Source organism: Pseudomonas sp. UC 17F4 (genome assembly GCF_900101695.1).
In the GTDB taxonomy this organism is placed as follows: Bacteria; Pseudomonadota; Gammaproteobacteria; order Pseudomonadales; family Pseudomonadaceae; genus Aquipseudomonas.
This window is the reverse complement of record NZ_FNKV01000001.1, coordinates 856,175-872,150: the sequence shown is the minus strand read 5'-3', so window position 1 is coordinate 872,150 and position 15,976 is coordinate 856,175. Positions and strand designations below refer to the sequence as shown.

General features: G+C 62.9%; 15 protein-coding genes. 5 read left to right on the top strand and 10 right to left on the bottom strand.

Annotated features, from left to right (window positions below; all coding sequences use genetic code 11):
• Positions 1 to 76: 76 nt before the first annotated feature.
• Positions 77 to 1,021: a LysR substrate-binding domain-containing protein gene (locus tag BLR26_RS03930; protein WP_093378071.1), complete on the bottom strand. Its 945-nt coding sequence runs from the start codon at positions 1,019 to 1,021 to the stop codon at positions 77 to 79.
• 155 nt (positions 1,022 to 1,176) lie between these two features.
• Here BLR26_RS03930 and BLR26_RS03925 point away from each other — a divergent pair, with 155 nt between their 5' ends.
• Positions 1,177 to 2,568: a NorM family multidrug efflux MATE transporter gene (locus tag BLR26_RS03925; RefSeq protein ID WP_093378066.1), complete on the top strand. Its 1,392-nt coding sequence runs from the start codon at positions 1,177 to 1,179 to the stop codon at positions 2,566 to 2,568.
• A gap of 28 nt (positions 2,569 to 2,596) precedes the next feature.
• On the opposite strand, the gene BLR26_RS03920 is transcribed toward BLR26_RS03925, so the two are convergent.
• Positions 2,597 to 4,267, bottom strand: coding sequence for a putative bifunctional diguanylate cyclase/phosphodiesterase (locus BLR26_RS03920; RefSeq protein WP_093378061.1), 1,671 nt, complete (start codon positions 4,265 to 4,267; stop codon positions 2,597 to 2,599).
• Positions 4,268 to 4,532: 265 nt separating this feature from the next.
• Here BLR26_RS03920 and rep point away from each other — a divergent pair, with 265 nt between their 5' ends.
• Together rep and BLR26_RS03910 are read left to right on the top strand one after the other, a co-directional pair.
• Positions 4,533 to 6,542, top strand: a complete 2,010-nt coding sequence (gene rep / locus BLR26_RS03915; protein ID WP_038998055.1) for a DNA helicase Rep — start codon at positions 4,533 to 4,535, stop codon at positions 6,540 to 6,542.
• 63 nt (positions 6,543 to 6,605) lie between these two features.
• Positions 6,606 to 7,178, top strand: a complete 573-nt coding sequence (locus tag BLR26_RS03910) for a xanthine phosphoribosyltransferase (RefSeq protein ID WP_045199628.1) — start codon at positions 6,606 to 6,608, stop codon at positions 7,176 to 7,178.
• A 67-nt stretch (positions 7,179 to 7,245) separates the two neighbouring features.
• Here BLR26_RS03910 and BLR26_RS03905 read toward each other — a convergent pair whose 3' ends face one another.
• The 6 genes from BLR26_RS03905 to dadA all read right to left on the bottom strand — a co-directional run bounded on the left by BLR26_RS03905 (position 7,246) and on the right by dadA (position 13,297).
• Positions 7,246 to 9,159 (bottom strand): acetyl-CoA hydrolase/transferase C-terminal domain-containing protein, encoded by a 1,914-nt coding sequence (locus tag BLR26_RS03905; protein ID WP_093378056.1) that lies wholly within the window; start codon positions 9,157 to 9,159, stop codon positions 7,246 to 7,248.
• Positions 9,160 to 9,281: 122 nt separating this feature from the next.
• A complete protein-coding gene (locus BLR26_RS03900; protein ID WP_045199625.1) occupies positions 9,282 to 9,686 on the bottom strand; it encodes a c-type cytochrome in 405 nt (134 codons plus the stop codon).
• 157 nt (positions 9,687 to 9,843) lie between these two features.
• A complete protein-coding gene (locus BLR26_RS03895; protein WP_010225839.1) occupies positions 9,844 to 10,392 on the bottom strand; it encodes a cupin domain-containing protein in 549 nt (182 codons plus the stop codon).
• 108 nt (positions 10,393 to 10,500) lie between these two features.
• Complete coding sequence (alr, locus tag BLR26_RS03890; RefSeq protein ID WP_093378051.1) at positions 10,501 to 11,574, bottom strand: alanine racemase; 1,074 nt, start codon at positions 11,572 to 11,574, stop codon at positions 10,501 to 10,503.
• Between the two features lie 96 nt (positions 11,575 to 11,670).
• Positions 11,671 to 12,024 (bottom strand): RidA family protein, encoded by a 354-nt coding sequence (locus BLR26_RS03885; protein ID WP_010225843.1) that lies wholly within the window; start codon positions 12,022 to 12,024, stop codon positions 11,671 to 11,673.
• Positions 11,996 to 13,297 (bottom strand): D-amino acid dehydrogenase, encoded by a 1,302-nt coding sequence (gene dadA, locus BLR26_RS03880; RefSeq protein ID WP_045199621.1) that lies wholly within the window; start codon positions 13,295 to 13,297, stop codon positions 11,996 to 11,998. Before dadA ends, BLR26_RS03885 begins: the two co-directional genes overlap by 29 nt.
• A gap of 156 nt (positions 13,298 to 13,453) precedes the next feature.
• On the opposite strand from dadA, the gene dadR reads away from it, so the two are divergent.
• Entirely contained in the window at positions 13,454 to 13,942 is a 489-nt protein-coding gene (gene dadR, locus BLR26_RS03875) for a transcriptional regulator DadR (RefSeq protein WP_008366790.1), read from the top strand.
• A gap of 3 nt (positions 13,943 to 13,945) precedes the next feature.
• Here the strand turns inward: dadR and BLR26_RS03870 are convergent, their stop codons facing one another.
• A complete protein-coding gene (locus BLR26_RS03870) occupies positions 13,946 to 14,299 on the bottom strand; it encodes a YkgJ family cysteine cluster protein (protein WP_038998046.1) in 354 nt (117 codons plus the stop codon).
• A 114-nt stretch (positions 14,300 to 14,413) separates the two neighbouring features.
• Here BLR26_RS03870 and BLR26_RS03865 point away from each other — a divergent pair, with 114 nt between their 5' ends.
• Entirely contained in the window at positions 14,414 to 15,718 is a 1,305-nt protein-coding gene (locus tag BLR26_RS03865) for an NAD(P)/FAD-dependent oxidoreductase (protein ID WP_093378046.1), read from the top strand.
• Here BLR26_RS03865 and BLR26_RS03860 read toward each other — a convergent pair.
• Positions 15,715 to 15,945 (bottom strand): YjiS-like domain-containing protein, encoded by a 231-nt coding sequence (locus BLR26_RS03860; protein WP_045199613.1) that lies wholly within the window; start codon positions 15,943 to 15,945, stop codon positions 15,715 to 15,717. The genes BLR26_RS03865 and BLR26_RS03860 overlap by 4 nt on opposite strands.
• Positions 15,946 to 15,976 lie beyond the last annotated feature (31 nt).

Genomic DNA, 15,976 nt, shown 5'->3' with positions numbered 1-15,976 from the left:
GCGTGGCTCTGATGCCTCTGCTTCGGCGGCCTGACGCAATACTTGAGCGTGCAACAGGGTTATCCTGCGCAAACGGTCAACTCGCTCCGATTGCCGCTGATGTCCCCAGAATTTGAACCTTGGGCAGGTCCATCGAATCCGCCTCGCCCTGCAGGAAGTCGCTCAGACGCCGCAGCCGCTCGCCACCGGGGCGGGTTCGCGGCCAGACCAGGTAGTAATCCAGGCCGCTGGCAACCGCTGTCGGCCACGGCAGGCTCAGGCGGCCCTGGGCGACGTCTTCGGCAACCATCAGCAGGTCGCCCATGGACACTCCATAACCGCGAGCGGCGGCGATCATGCCCAGCTCCAGGGTATCGAATACCTGGCCGCCCTTGAGCGACACCTTGTCGGTGAGGTCCATGCGCGCCAGCCAGCTGCGCCAGTCGCGCTTGTCGGGGGTTGGATGCAGCAGCTCGACACCGGCCAGGCGCCGCTCGTCCCACTGCCCTTCCTTGAGCAGCTCGGGCGCGCCTACCGGGATCAGCAGCTCGGAAAACAGCCGCTTGACCTCCCAGTCCGGCGGAAAGTGACCGTCGCTGAGCAATACCGCGCAGTCGAAAGGCTCATGGTTGAAATCGACATGATCGACATCCATCCAGGCGCTGGTCAGTTGCACTTCGTTGCCCGGCTGCAGGTGGCGAAAGCGACTGAGGCGCGCCAGCAGCCAGCGCATGGTCAGGGTCGAAGGGGCTTTCATGCGCAGGATGTCGTCTTCACTGCGCAGGGTGTTGCAGGCCCGCTCCAGCGCGGCAAAGCCTTCGCGCACCCCTGGCAACAGCAAACGCGCCGCTTCGCTGAGTTGCAAGCTGCGGCCATTGCGCACGAACAAACGGCAGGCAAAGTGCTCTTCAAGGGTGCGGATGTGCCGGCTGACTGCACTCTGGGTTATCGATAACTCATCTGCGGCGCGGGTGAACGAGCTATGCCGGGCCGCCGCTTCGAAGGCCCGCAGTGCATACAGAGGCGGTAAACGGCGAGACATGGCGGCGGGCTCCGGGTTATCCACAGGCAATCGACTGGATCATACTCCCATGAGTTTTAATCATGCCAACCATCGCTATTATCCTTTTGTGGATAACCGCACCAAGCCTCAGACTTTCACGCTTTGAATCTATCGCGTAAGAAAAGGACGACTCCATGCAGGCTGCGCCTACCCAAGAACTCAAGGCTTTGCTGCGCCTGGCCGGGCCGCTGATTGCCTCGCAGTTGGCGCACATGCTGATGGTGCTCACCGACACTCTGATGATGGCCCGCATCAGCCCGCAGGCCCTGGCCGGTGGCGGCCTGGGCGCGGCGAGCTATTCGTTCGTGTCGATCTTTTGCCTGGGCGTGATCGCCGCCGTCGGCACCCTGGTGGCGATTCGCAAGGGTGCTGGCGACATCGCCGGCGCCACCCGCCTGACCCAGGCCGGGTTGTGGCTGGCCTGGGTCATGGCCCTGGTGGCGGCTTTGGCGCTGTGGAACCTGGAGCCGGTACTGCTATTGCTCGGCCAGAGCCCGAACAACGTCGAGGCGGCCGCGCAGTTCCTGCTGCTGCTGCCCTTCGCCCTGCCCGGCTACCTGAGTTTCATGGCCCTGCGCGGCTTTACCAGCGCCATTGGCCGCTCGACGCCGGTGATGGTCATCAGCCTGATCGGCACGGTGGCCAACTTCCTGCTCAACTATGCGCTGATCGAAGGCATGTTCGGCCTGCCGAAGCTGGGCCTGGTGGGCATCGGCCTGGTGACCGCAATCGTTGCCAACTGCATGGCCGTGGCCATGGCGCTGTATATCCGCTGGCACCCGGCCTATGCACCCTACCCGATTCGCCAGGGCCTGAGCCGCCCGTCATGGCCAGCCCTGCGTGAGCTGTGGCGCCTGGGCCTGCCGATTGGCGGCACCTACACCGTCGAGGTCGGCCTGTTCGCCTTCGCCGCGCTGTGCATGGGCGTGCTCGGCAGCACCGAGCTTGCCGCGCACCAGATCGCCCTGCAGATCGTCTCTACCGCATTCATGATTCCGGCCGGCCTGTCGTACGCCGTGACCATGCGTGTAGGGCTCTATTACGGCGCCGACAACCTGTTGGGGGCACGGCATGCCGGCCGCGTGGGTATCGGTTTTGGCGCGGCGATGATGCTGATGTTCGCCATCCTCTTCTGGCTGCTGCCAGACCCGCTGGTGGGGCTGTTCCTCGACCACGGTGACCCGGCCTTTGCCGACATCATCCAGCTGGCGGTAAGCCTGTTGATGGTCGCCGCCTGGTTCGAGCTGTTCGACGGCGTGCAGACCATTGCCATGGGCTCGATCCGAGGCCTCAAGGATGCCAAGACCACCTTCCTGGTCGGGCTGTTCTGTTACTGGGTGATCGGTGCACCGGCGGCCTGGCTGCTGGCCTTCAACCTCGGCCTGGGCGCGGTAGGCGTGTGGTGGGGGCTGGCGCTGGGCCTGGCGTGTGCGGCGGTGAGCCTGACCCTGGCATTCGAATGGCGGATGAAGCGCTTGCTGGGCAGTGCCGCTGGGGTGAACAAGGTGACTGCTTCAGTGGTTTGAAGGGCCCCATCGCGGGTCAAGCCAGCTCCTACATGACCCGCGATGCTGCTTGCTGCGCCGGCCCGCGCAGCAAATACTCCATCAACTCATCAATCGGCAATGGCCGGCTGATCAGAAACCCCTGCACCTGATCGCAATCGAAACTGCGCAGCAGGTCCATTTGCTCCGGGGTTTCCACGCCCTCGGCCACCACCTCGAGGTTGAGGTTGTGCGCCAGGTTGATCATCGCGTGCACCAGCTTGCGGTTCTCTTCACGCTGCTCCATGCCGCCGACAAAGCTGCGATCGACCTTGAGCAAGGTGATCGGCAGGCTGTTGAGGTGCACGAACGACGAAAAGCCGGTGCCGAAATCGTCCAGCGAGAAGCGCACGCCCAGGCGCCCAAGGGCGTCCATGGTCTGTTTGACCAGGTCATTGCGGCGCATCACGGCGGTTTCGGTCAGTTCGAATTCCAGCCAGCGGGCATCGACGCCGTGTTCGATGATCAGCCGGCTCAGGGTCGCCAACAGCTGGCTGTCCTGGAACTGGCGAAACGACAGGTTCACCGCCATGTGCAACGGCGCCAGGCCCTGCTCACGCAGCGCCTGCATGTCGCGCAGGGCCCGGGAGATGACCCAGTAGCCCAAAGGCACGATCAGCCCACTCTGCTCGGCCAGCGGTACGAACTCGCTGGGCGGCAGCAGCCCGCGTTCGGCATGGCGCCAGCGCACCAGGGCTTCGAGGCCGACAATGCGCCCGTCGGCCAGGTTCAGTCGCGGCTGGTAATGCAGCTCCAGCTCGTCGCGGCGCAGCGCCCGGCGCAGCTCGCTTTCCAGGTCGGCAAGGCTGCGGGCGTTGCGGTTGATGCGTTCGTTGAAGACGTGAAAGGTACAGCCCTGGGTGCTCTTGGCCTGCTGCATGGCGATGTGCGCATGCCACATCAGCGGGTCGGCGCCACCCTGGGCGCGGGCGTGGGCAACCCCCAGGCTGCAGCCGAGCAACAGGCTTTCGCCGTCGATCCAGTAAGGTTCGGCCAGGGCTTCGGTGATGCGTTCGGCCATCCATTCGGCGCGCTGCGGCTCGCGGCGGGTATCGATCAACAGGGCGAATTCGTCGCTGCCCAGACGTGCAACCTGGTCGCCGGCTTCAAGCTGGCTCTTCAGCCGGCCCACCACCTGCAGGATCAACCGGTCGCCGGCCTGGTGGCCGAGGGCGTCGTTGGCATGGCGAAAGTTGTCCAGGTCCAGGTGCCCGAGGGCGACGCCGCGCCCTTCGTTGTCGGCCAGGCGCGCAGCCAGCAGGGTCTGGAAACCCTGGCGGTTGGCGATGCCGGTCAGCGGGTCCTGTTCGGCGAGGCGTTGCAGGGTCGCTTCGAGGACGCCGCGCTCGCGGACATGGCGCAGGCTGCGGCGCAGGATATTGCTGGTCAGCTGGTCGCGAATCAGCCAGTCGCTGACACCCGGCGGCGGCACCTGCGGTTCATGCTCGAGCAGCAGCACCATCGGCAGCACGCAGCGCCCGGGCGCCGGCTGCAGTTGCGGGGTCGCCAGCACCAGCGCATTGCGGTCATTGGCAAACAGGCTGTCGACCGCCTCCCAGTTCGGAGCGGTCAGCAATACCGCCTGGCCCGCCATCGGCAGCAGACACTCGCGCAACACAATGGCCCATTCCGGCTCATCGGCCAGCAGGAGCAAACGCAAGGGTTCGACGGGCGTAGACAAGCTGGCTCCTTAGGACGTAGACACAGTCAAATGACGATGGGCAGCGAGAATGCGTATCCTAAACCATTAATGAAAATGATTTTCACTTAAAGTCATGCCATTCCATTGCCGACATCCCGCAGGTTTCGCCACGCATCCTGCGGGAAAGTATCAAATGCGGCAAATTTAGATCGCGTGGTACGTCACACTGTCAGACGGTCGCGGCAGAAACTTTCTACCCCTGCTAAAATGCCCGGCTATTTTTCTAGCGTCCCCGGTTTTCGTCATGTCCCGACTCAACCCCCGGCAACAAGAAGCCGTGAACTACGTCGGCGGCCCTCTTTTGGTGCTCGCCGGTGCAGGCTCCGGCAAAACCAGCGTGATCACCCGCAAGATCGCGCACTTGATCCAGAACTGTGGCATCCGTGCCCAGTACATCGTGGCCATGACCTTCACCAACAAGGCCGCGCGGGAGATGAAAGAGCGGGTCGGCACCCTGCTGCGCAAGGGCGAAGGCCGCGGCCTGACCGTGTCGACCTTCCACAACCTGGGCCTGAACATCATCCGCAAGGAGCATGAACGGCTGGGCTTCAAACCGGGCTTCTCGATTTTCGACGAGACCGATGTCAAAGCCCTGATGACCGACATCATGCAGAAGGAATACTCGGGCGACGACGGTGTCGACGAGATCAAGAACATGATCGGCGCCTGGAAGAACGACCTGATCCTGCCGCCCGAAGCCCTGGAAAACGCCCGCAACCCCAAGGAGCAGACCGCCGCGGTGGTCTATGCGCACTACCAGCGCACCCTGCGGGCGTTCAACGCGGTGGACTTCGACGACCTGATCCTGCTGCCGGTCAAGCTGTTCCAGGACAACCCCGATGTCCTCGAAAAGTGGCAGAACAAGGTCCGTTACCTGCTGGTCGACGAATACCAGGACACCAACGCCAGCCAGTACCTGCTGGTGAAGATGCTGATCGGCACGCGCAACCAGTTCACCGTGGTTGGCGACGACGACCAGTCGATCTACGCCTGGCGCGGCGCCCGGCCCGAGAACCTGATGCTGCTCAAGGACGACTACCCGTCGCTGAAAGTGGTGATGCTCGAGCAGAACTACCGCTCCACCAGCCGCATTTTGCGCTGCGCCAACGTGCTCATCTCGAACAACCCGCATGCCTTCGAAAAGCAGCTGTGGAGCGAGATGGGCCACGGCGACGAGATCCGCGTGATCCGCTGCAAGAACGAGGAAGCCGAGGCCGAACGGGTAGCCATGGAAATCCTCAGCCTGCACCTGCGCACCGACCGGCCCTACAGTGACTTCGCCATTCTTTACCGGGGCAACTACCAGGCCAAGCTGATCGAGCTGAAGCTGCAGCACCACCAGGTGCCGTATCGCCTGTCCGGCGGCAACAGCTTCTTCGGACGCCAGGAAGTTAAAGACCTGATGGCCTACTTCCGCCTGCTGGTAAATCCGGACGATGACAACGCCTACCTGCGGGTGATCAACGTACCGCGCCGGGAAATCGGCTCGACCACCCTGGAAAAACTCGGCAACTACGCCACCGAGCGCAAGGTTTCGATGTATGCCGCCAGCGAGGAGCTGGGCCTTGGCGAGCACCTGGACAGCCGTTATACCGACCGCCTGCAGCGCTTCAAGCGCTGGATGGACAAGGTCCGCGAACAGGTTGCCCTGGAAGACCCGATCGCAGCCCTGCGCAGCATGATCATGGACATCGACTACGAAAACTGGATTCGCACCAACAGCTCCAGCGACAAGGCTGCGGATTTTCGCATGAGCAACGTCTGGTTCCTGATCGAGGCGCTGAAGAACACCCTCGAGAAAGACGAAGACGGCGGCATGACCATCGAAGAGGCCATCGGCAAGCTGGTTTTGCGCGACATGCTCGAGCGCCAGCAAGAAGAGGAAGACGGTGCCGAAGGCGTGCAGATGATGACCCTGCACGCCTCCAAGGGCCTGGAATTCCCCTACGTGTTCATCATGGGCATGGAGGAGGAAATCCTCCCGCACCGTTCCAGCATCGAAGCCGACACCATCGAAGAAGAACGGCGCCTGGCCTACGTCGGGATTACCCGCGCACGTCAGACCCTGGCCTTCACCTTTGCTGCCAAGCGCAAGCAGTACGGCGAAATCATCGATTGCTCGCCGAGCCGCTTCCTGGACGAGTTGCCCGACGACGACCTGGCCTGGGAGGGCCTGGACGACGCGCCAACCGAAGTGAAGGCCGCTCGCGGCAACAACGCACTGGCCGATATCCGTGCCATGCTCAAACGTTAGATAATCAACCTTTGCTGCGGCGTATTGCCGTGGCCACTCTTGCTACATCGAGGAAATACCACAGTGGAAGCACTGCACCAGAAGATTCGCGAAGAAGGCATCGTGCTTTCCGATCAGGTTCTCAAAGTCGATGCGTTTCTCAACCATCAGATCGACCCTGCGCTGATGCAACTGATTGGCGACGAGTTCGCCCGCCGGTTTGCCGATTCGGGCATCACCAAGATCGTCACCATCGAAGCCTCGGGCATTGCCCCGGCGGTGATGACCGGCCTGAAACTGGGCGTCCCGGTGATTTTCGCGCGCAAGCACCAGTCGCTGACCCTGACCGAAAACCTGCTGGTGGCTTCGGTGTATTCCTTCACCAAGCAGACTGAGAACACCGTGGCGATCTCCCCGCGCCACCTCAACAGCAGCGACCGCGTGCTGGTGATCGACGACTTCCTGGCCAACGGCAAAGCCTCCCAGGCGCTGATCTCGATCATCAAGCAAGCCGGCGCCACTGTTGCCGGCCTGGGTATCGTCATCGAGAAATCGTTCCAGGGCGGTCGCGCCGAGCTGGACAGCCAGGGCTACCGCGTTGAATCGCTGGCCCGGGTCAAGTCGCTGAAAGATGGCGTGGTTACTTTCATCGAGTAATCAACGCCGACTTTTTCGCGGGGCAAGCCCGCTCCTACCAGCCTGTAGGAGCGGGCTTGCCCCGCGATCAGTTAAAAGCTGTCGCCTGCAACCCCGCCAGCAACAGCCGCTGATACAGATCTTCCTTCAGCCCCTGCGGCTGCGCCAGGTTCATCCGCGCCAACTGCGCAGGAAACGCCTCGGGCGCCGGTGCATCCAGCGCCGCCTTGCCCAGCTCCAGCACCTCGCTCAACTTGAACTTGCTCTTCAGCCAGTTCAGCGCCCGCAGCAAATCGCGCTCCTCGGCGGTGAAATCACTGCCCAGTGGATACTCGGGGAACAACCGTGCATGGCGGTCACGCAGCGCCTGCAAACGCTGCGGGGTGTTGTCGCTGAAGCGCGGGGCCAGGCAAAAGTCCTTGGGCAACTTGCCGGCTTTCTGCGCCCGCTCGATCAGTTCGGGCTGAAAGCGCGAGTCCGTGATCGCCAGCAAACGGGCAATCACCTCGGCATCGGTCTGCCCGCGCAGGTCGGCGATTCCGTATTCGGTGACGACGATATCGCGCAGGTGGCGGGGAATGGTGCAATGGCCGTATTCCCAGACCAGGTTGGAACTGACCTCGCCGCCTGACTCACGCCAGCTGCGCAGCAGCAGGATCGAACGCGCGCCTTCCAGGGCATGGCCCTGGGCAACGAAGTTGTACTGCCCGCCGACCCCGCTGAGCACCCGGCCGTCTTCCAGCTGGTCGGCGACCCCGGCGCCCATCAAGGTCATGGTGAACACCGTATTGATAAAGCGCGCATCCCGGCGCTGCAGGCGCTTGAGCGACTCCTGGCCATACAGCTCGTTGATGTAGCTGATGGCGCTCATGGCGAAGCGTTTGCGCTGGCTTGGCGGCATTTCCCGCAGGCGCTGGTAAAACGCCTGAGGGCCAAGAAAGAAGCCGCCATGCACTAGCACACCCTGGTCATCCAGCTCGCCGTTGTTGGCCGCCTGCTGGCGCGACTCGTCCGGGTACACCGGGCGGCGGATGATTCCAGCTTCGACCAGTGCCAGCAGGCCGTTGACGAACATTTCGCTGCAGCCGTACAGGCCGCGGGCAAAGGGCTGGAGGCCGCCTTCGCGTTCGATCAGGCTATGCCAGGGCGTCAGGTTGATATCTGCCAGCAATGCCTGGTACGCCTCGCTGTCAGCCTGTCGCGCCAGCAACCCTGCGGTCAGCGCATCGCCCATGGCACCAATGCCGATCTGCAGGGTGCCGCCATCGCGCACCAGGGTGCTGGCATGCAGGCCGATGAAATGGTCCTGGGTGGTCACCGGCATGTTCGGCGTGGAGAACAACCGGGTGTTTTCCGGGCGGTCGATCAGCAGGTCGAAGTCATTGCGGGGCAGCTCGGACGCGCCCGGCATGTACGGCAGTTCGGCATGCACCTGGCCGAGCATGAGGATGGTTTCGCCGGCTGCCCGGCGGCGGGCAATCATTGGCAGCAGGTCGAGGGTGATGTCCGGGTTGCAGCTCAGGCTCAACTGGCCGGGATGTGCCGGATCTTCGGCTACCAGCTGCGCCACCAGGTTCAAGCCCTTGGCGTTGATATCGCGGGCGGCATGGCTGTAGTTGCTGCTGACGTAGTCCTGCTGGGCCATGGTGCTGTGCAACAGGCTGCCGGGTTGCATGAAGAACTGCTCGACACGGATGTTGGCCGGCAACTGGTCGCGGCGCAGGTCGTGCAGGTAGTCCAGCTCAAGGTAGTCGGCGAACACCCGCTCGATGAAGGGCTCAAGAAAGCGCCGCTGCAAGCCGTCGCCCAGGTCCGGGCGGCCCAGGCTCAAAGCGGTGTAAATGGTCAGTTGCCGCTCGGGCAACTGGCGGATTCGCGCATACAGGGCGTTGACGAAGCGGTTGGGCTTGCCCAGCCCCAGCGGCAGGCCCATGTGGATATGCGCGGGCAGGCGCGCCAGCACCTGGTCTACGGCATCGTCGATCGAACAGCTGTACGCCATCGCGGCCTCCTGTGGCATTCCTTGAACAGGTTGGACCGAGCATGCCGCCAGATTGCTGCGCTGGCCAGCGCTAAAAAGCACAAAGCCCGCACGCGGCGGGCTTTGTTGGGCAAGCGCTGGGCTTACAGGCCGGACATCTTCTTGATGGCGCCCATCAGGTCGTCATCCGAGCAGTCGGCGCAGGTGCCTTTCGGCGGCATGGCGTTGATACCGGTAATGGCCTTGGCGAGGATGCCGTCCAGACCACCCTGGTGGTCGGAGCGCTCTTTCCAGGCGGCGGTATCGCCGATTTTCGGCGCGCCGAGCAGGCCACTGCCATGGCAAGCATTGCAGTGCTTGGCGATGATTTCATCCGGGGTCTTGGCACCGCCGCCAGCAGCAGAGGCTGCGACTTCCATTCCCTTGCATTCCTGCCCCTGAACACACACCTGGCCGACCGGTTCCAGTCGCTTGGCGATGTCGTCGTTGGTCGCAGCTTGAGCGCTGACTGCCCAAAGGGCCAATACGGCAGCTGGTACGGCCAGCATTTTCTTGATTAGATTCACGCGTACACCCTCATGGTGGCTAGTCACGCCCGCGGCCACGGTTTCGCAGGCGGCGCAAGTATAACGGGAACCCTGCCTCACCGAAACAACCCTAGAGTCCAAAGGGTCTTAGCCGCGACAATCCGCCGCGCAATACCCGCTAGAAGTTGGCCGGAGTCGCCGCGCTGATCAGCCGGGCCGGCTCATCGTAAGGATTGCGGAAACGGTGCGGCTTGGTACTTTCAAAATAGTAGCTGTCGCCCGCTTCGAGGATGAAAGTTTCCAGGCCTACTACCAGTTCGAGACGACCTTCAAGAAGGATGCCGGTCTCTTCGCCGTCGTGGGTGAGCATTTCTTCGCCGGTGTCGGCACCCGGTGGGTAAACCTCGTTGAGAAAGGCAATGGCCCGGCTCGGGTGCGCCTTGCCGACCAGTTTCATGGTCACCGCGCCGTCCGAAATGTCGATCAGCTCGTGAGCTTTGTAGACGATCTGGGTGGGGTTTTCCGGTTGCAGCTCTTCGGAAAAGAACTCGACCATGGACATCGGAATACCGCTCAACACCTTGCGCAACGAGCTGATGGAAGGGCTGACGCTGTTCTTCTCGATCATCGAGATGGTGCTGTTGGTGACGCCCGCACGTTTGGCGAGTTCACGCTGTGACAGGCCCTTGAGCTTGCGTATGGCTTGCAGTCGTTCACCGACGTCCAAAGCTGGAGCCCTCCTAAACGAACGAGTGGGGTCGAAATTGAACGTTATCATCGCAACAGCGTTCAGTATTTACAACACTTCGACCCGCAGCCTGTCCGCTTTGGCGCCTTAATCGCCGCTGTAGTCCAGCGGCACGCGCTTGAGGTTGCAGAAAATCTGGTAAGGGATGTTGCCAGCGTGCATGGCCACTTCGCTGGCCAGCACGTTTTTGCCCCACAGTTCCACCGGGCTGCCGAGGCCCGCTTCAGGCACGTCGGTGAGGTCAATGCAGAGCATGTCCATCGATACCCGGCCAATCAGCTGGGTACGTTTGCCGGCCACCAGCACCGGCGTACCGTTTGGCGCCTGGCGCGGGTAGCCATCGGCGTAACCCATGGCCACCACACCAACCCGGGTCGGCCGCGGGCTGACAAACTTGGCACCGTAGCCTACCGGCTCGCCGGCTGGCAGCTCACGCACGCTGATCACCCGTGATTGCACGGTCATCACCGGCTGCAGGCGCGCCGCTTGAGCCTGGGGCACTTCGAACGGCGTAGCGCCGTACAGCATCAGGCCCGGGCGCACCCAGTCGCTGGGCATGTTCGGCCAACCGAGCACGGCCGGCGAGTTGCGCAGGCTGACCTCGGCGCTCAAGCCCTGGCGTGCGGCCTGAAATACCGCCAGTTGTTCGTTGCTGGCCTCGCTGTCGAGCTCATCGGCACGGGCGAAGTGGCTCATCAGCACAATGCGCGCAACCTTGCCGCTGGCCAGCAGGCGCTGGTACGCGGCCTGGTAGTCCTTGGCATGCAGGCCAACCCGGTGCATGCCCGAGTCGAGCTTGAGCCAGACTGTAATCGGCTTGCTCAGGTGCGCCTGTTCGATCGCCTCCAGTTGCCACAGCGAATGCACCACGCACCACAGGTCATGCTCGGCGATCAGTTGCAGTTCGCTGGCTTCAAAGAAGCCTTCGAGCAACAGCACCGGCGGCTTGATCCCGGCTGCGCGCAGCTCCAGCGCCTCTTCGATGCAGGCCACGGCAAAACCATCGGCGTGCTGCTCCAGGGCCAGGGCGCAACGCACGGCACCGTGACCATAGGCATCGGCCTTGATCACGGCCAGGGCTTTGGCTCCGGTCAGTTCGCGGGCAAGTTGATAGTTGTGACGCAGGGCTTGAAGATCGATCAGGGCACGGGCGGGACGCATGACGGCAGCCTTCTGGGCAGTCTGGTTAGAAGTAAAAAGCCCGGTGCTCGAAGGCAGCTGGTCGGCCGCCGGCGGCACCGGGTTAGGGATCGGGTATTACGGCAGTGCGGCGACCACCGACAGCTCGATAAGGATTTCCGGCTCGCACAGCTTGGCTTCAACGGTGGCACGGGCCGGGGCGACGCCTTTTGGCAGCCACTTGTCCCACACCGCGTTCATGCCCTGAAAATGCGCGTCGATGTCCTTGAGATAGATGGTCACCGAAAGCAGGCGGCTCTTGTCGGTGCCGGCCAGGTCCAGCAGGCGCTCGATGTTGGCCAGGGTCTCGCGGGTTTGCTGCTCGATCCCGGCGTTCATGTCGTCACCGACCTGGCCCGCGAGGTACACGGTGCCGTTGTGGGTAACGATCTGGCTCATGCGCTCATTGGTGAGCTGGCGCTGGACTGACATGCTTGGCAGGCTCCTGGTGTTTTCCGTAGCGAGAGATATCGAGGCCTTCAGCGCTGATTTGCGGCTTCTTGCGCGCAATCAGGTCGGCCAGCAGGCGACCGGAACCGCAGGCCATGGTCCAACCCAGGGTACCGTGACCGGTGTTGAGGAACAGGTTACGGAACGGGGTAGCACCGACGATCGGCGTACCGTCCGGGGTGGTCGGGCGCAGGCCGGTCCAGAAACTGGCCTGGCTCAGGTCGCCGCCACGAGGATAAAGGTCGTTGACGATCATCTCCAGGGTTTCGCGCCGACGCGGGTTCAGCGACAGGTCGAAACCTGCGATTTCAGCCATGCCGCCGACGCGGATGCGGTTGTCGAAACGGGTGATCGCGACCTTGTAGGTTTCGTCGAGAATGGTCGAGGTCGGGGCCATGGCCGGATCGGTGATCGGCACGGTCAGCGAGTAGCCTTTGAGCGGGTAGACCGGGGCCTTGATGCCCAACGGCTTGAGCAACTGCGGCGAGTAGCTGCCCAGGGCCAGCACGTAGCGGTCGGCGGTTTCCAGCTTGCCGTCGATCCATACACCGTTGATGCGATCACCGGCGTAGTCCAGGCGCTGAATGTCCTGGCCAAAGCGGAACTCGACACCAAGCTTGATCGCCATTTCCGCCAGGCGGGTAGTGAACAGCTGGCAGTCGCCAGTCTGGTCGTTGGGCAGGCGCAGGGCGCCGGCAAGGATATCGGTCACGTTGGCCAGGGCCGGCTCGACGCGGGCAATGCCTTCGCGGTCGAGGACTTCGTACGGCACGCCGGACTGCTCGAGGACGGCGATGTCCTTGGCGGCGTTGTCCAGTTGCGCCTGGGTGCGGAACAGCTGGGTAGTACCCAGGGTACGGCCTTCGTAGGCAATGCCGGTTTCGGCGCGCAGCTCGTCGAGGCAGTCACGGCTGTACTCGGACAGGCGCACCATGCGCTCCTTGTTCACCGCGTAACGGTTGGCGGTGCAGTTGCGCAGCATTTGCGCCATCCACAGGTACTGGTCGATGTCGGCGGTGGCCTTGATGGCCAGGGGCGCGTGGCGCTCCAGCAGCCACTTGATGGCCTTGAGCGGCACGCCCGGGGCAGCCCAGGGCGAAGCGTAACCAGGCGAGACCTGGCCGGCGTTGGCAAAGCTGGTTTCCATGGCGACTGCCGGTTGACGGTCGACCACGACGACTTCGAACCCTTGCCGTGCCAGATAGTAGGCACTGGCGGTTCCGATCACACCGCTACCAAGTACCAGAACTCGCATGTTTATTACCCTCGACGCAGCGTACCGCTGACATTTGTTGTTAATGGTGTAGATGCGCGCAGTATAGGAAGGTATGACCAGTGCTTTTCACTATATAAAAGCCTATATTTGGCGAGAATTCTCGGCAAGGTTGGCTTTTACGGAGGGGCATCCACTATGAGAACCCAGCACCAAAGCAAGCGTGAACTGGACAAGATCGACCGCAATATCCTGCGCATCCTGCAGGCCGATGGACGCATCTCGTTTACTGAACTGGGCGAAAAGGTCGGCCTGTCGACCACCCCCTGCACCGAGCGGGTCCGGCGCCTGGAGCGCGAAGGGATCATCATGGGCTACAACGCCCGGCTCAATCCGCAGCATTTGAAGGGCAGCCTGCTGGTGTTCGTCGAGATCAGCCTCGACTACAAGTCGGGCGACACTTTCGAAGAGTTCCGACGTGCCGTGCTGAAGTTGCCGCACGTGCTCGAGTGTCACCTGGTATCGGGCGACTTCGATTACCTGGTCAAGGCGCGGATTTCCGAGATGGCCTCGTACCGCAAGCTGCTTGGCGACATCCTGCTCAAGCTGCCGCATGTGCGCGAGTCGAAGAGCTACATCGTCATGGAAGAGGTGAAGGAAAGCCTCAACCTGCCGATTCCGGACTGAGGTTCAGACCAGCACCTGGCGGGTGCTGGCGATGTACTGGTGGACCAGCTTCTCGGCCTGCGGATCGATCATCTCGGCCGGGCCGCGGCCATTGGGGCATGGCAGCTTCGGCGTGGTACCGAACAGGCGGCAGATCAGCGGCCGCTCTTCGTACACGGTGCAACCGTTGGGGCCCAGGTGCACGCAGTTCAGTTCCGCCAGCGCGGCTTCCTGCTCGGCGGCGCTCTTGCGCGGCAGGCGGGCCATTTCTTCTGACGAAGTGGTGACCGGCCCGCAACAGTCGTGACAGCCCGGCACACATTCAAACGACGGGATCTGCTCGCGCAGGAAGCGGATCTTGTGGCTGTTGCAACTCATGGCGGCCTGCGGCAAAGAAGTCTGGCGCTCTATTTTGCCCTACGGTTGCCCACCCCTGAAAGCGCAGCTTATCCTGCGTAAAATTTTCCAAACACTCAGAACCAGGACATCGCCATGAACGCCGGCGTTCAGCAGCCCGCCTCGCACACCGCTTCCTACTACGCTGCCAGCAGCGCCCCACAAGCGGATTATCCACAGCTGCAGGGCGAACTGAGTTGCGACGTCTGTATTGTCGGCGGTGGTTTTTCCGGGCTGAACACGGCGATCGAACTGGCCGAGCGCGGCCTCAATGTGATCCTGCTGGAAGCGCGCAAAATCGGCTGGGGCGCCAGTGGGCGTAACGGCGGGCAGCTTATTCGTGGCGTCGGCCACGGCCTTGAGCAGTTCACGTCGATCCTTGGTTGCGACGGCGTGCGCGAGCTCAAGCTGATGGGCCTGGAAGCGGTAGACATCGTCCGCGAGCGTATCGAGCGGCACAGCATAGAGTGCGACCTGACCTGGGGTTACTGCGACCTGGCCAACAAACCGCGCGACCTGCAAGGTTTCGCCGAGGATGCCGAAGAACTGCGCAACCTCGGTTACCGCCACGAGCTACGCCTGGTAGCGCCGGAGCAGATGCACAGCGTGGTCGGCTCGGACCGCTACGTTGGCGGCTTGATCGACATGGGCTCCGGGCATTTGCACCCGCTCAACCTGGCCCTGGGCGAGGCCGTGGTGGCTGGCAAGCTGGGCGTGCGCCTGTTCGAGCAGTCTGCGGTGACGCGCATCGACTATGGCCAGCAGGTGCGCGTGCACACCGCGCAAGGTTCGGTATTGGCCAGCACCCTGGTGCTCGGTTGCAACGCCTACCTTAACGACCTGAACCCCGAACTCGGTGGCAAGGTGCTGCCCGCCGGCAGCTACATCATCGCCACCGAGCCTCTGAGCGAAGCCCAGGCCAGCCAGTTGCTGCCGCAAAACATGGCCGTCTGCGACCAGCGCGTGGCCCTCGATTACTACCGTCTGTCGGCCGATCGCCGGCTGCTGTTTGGCGGTGCCTGTCATTACTCCGGACGCGATCCGCAAGACATCGCCGCCTACATGCGGCCGAAAATGCTCAAGGTGTTCCCGCAGCTCGCCGATGTGCGCATCGACTATCAATGGGGTGGAATGATCGGCATCGGTGCCAATCGCCTGCCGCAGATCGGCCGCCTACCCAACCAGCCCAACGTGTACTTCGCCCAGGCGTATTCCGGCCATGGCCTGAATGCCACGCACCTGGCCGGCAGGCTGCTCGGTGAAGCCATCAGTGGCCAGCACAGCGGGCGCTTCGACTTGTTCGCACGGGTGCCGCACATCACCTTCTCGGGTGGCAAACACCTGCGCTCGCCGCTGCTGGCTCTGGGCATGCTCTGGCATCGGATGAAAGAGCTGGTCTAAGACCTCCAGAACGGCTTCAAGCCTTCCTCACGGGCCTGCTCAGGAGTCAGGCCGACGTCGCGCAGTTGCGCTGCGTCCAGCGCCAGTAGTGCCCTGCGGGTATGCCAACGGTGCGCCATCAGGCCCCAGCGACTGAGACCGGTGGGCGCACTGAACAGCTGGGTACGCTGCTCGCGGCTCAGTTCTTCGGCATACAGTTTCAGGCGCACATCGCTCATGCCGCTCATTGCTTGTTACCTCTAGGGTGTGTGAACCGTG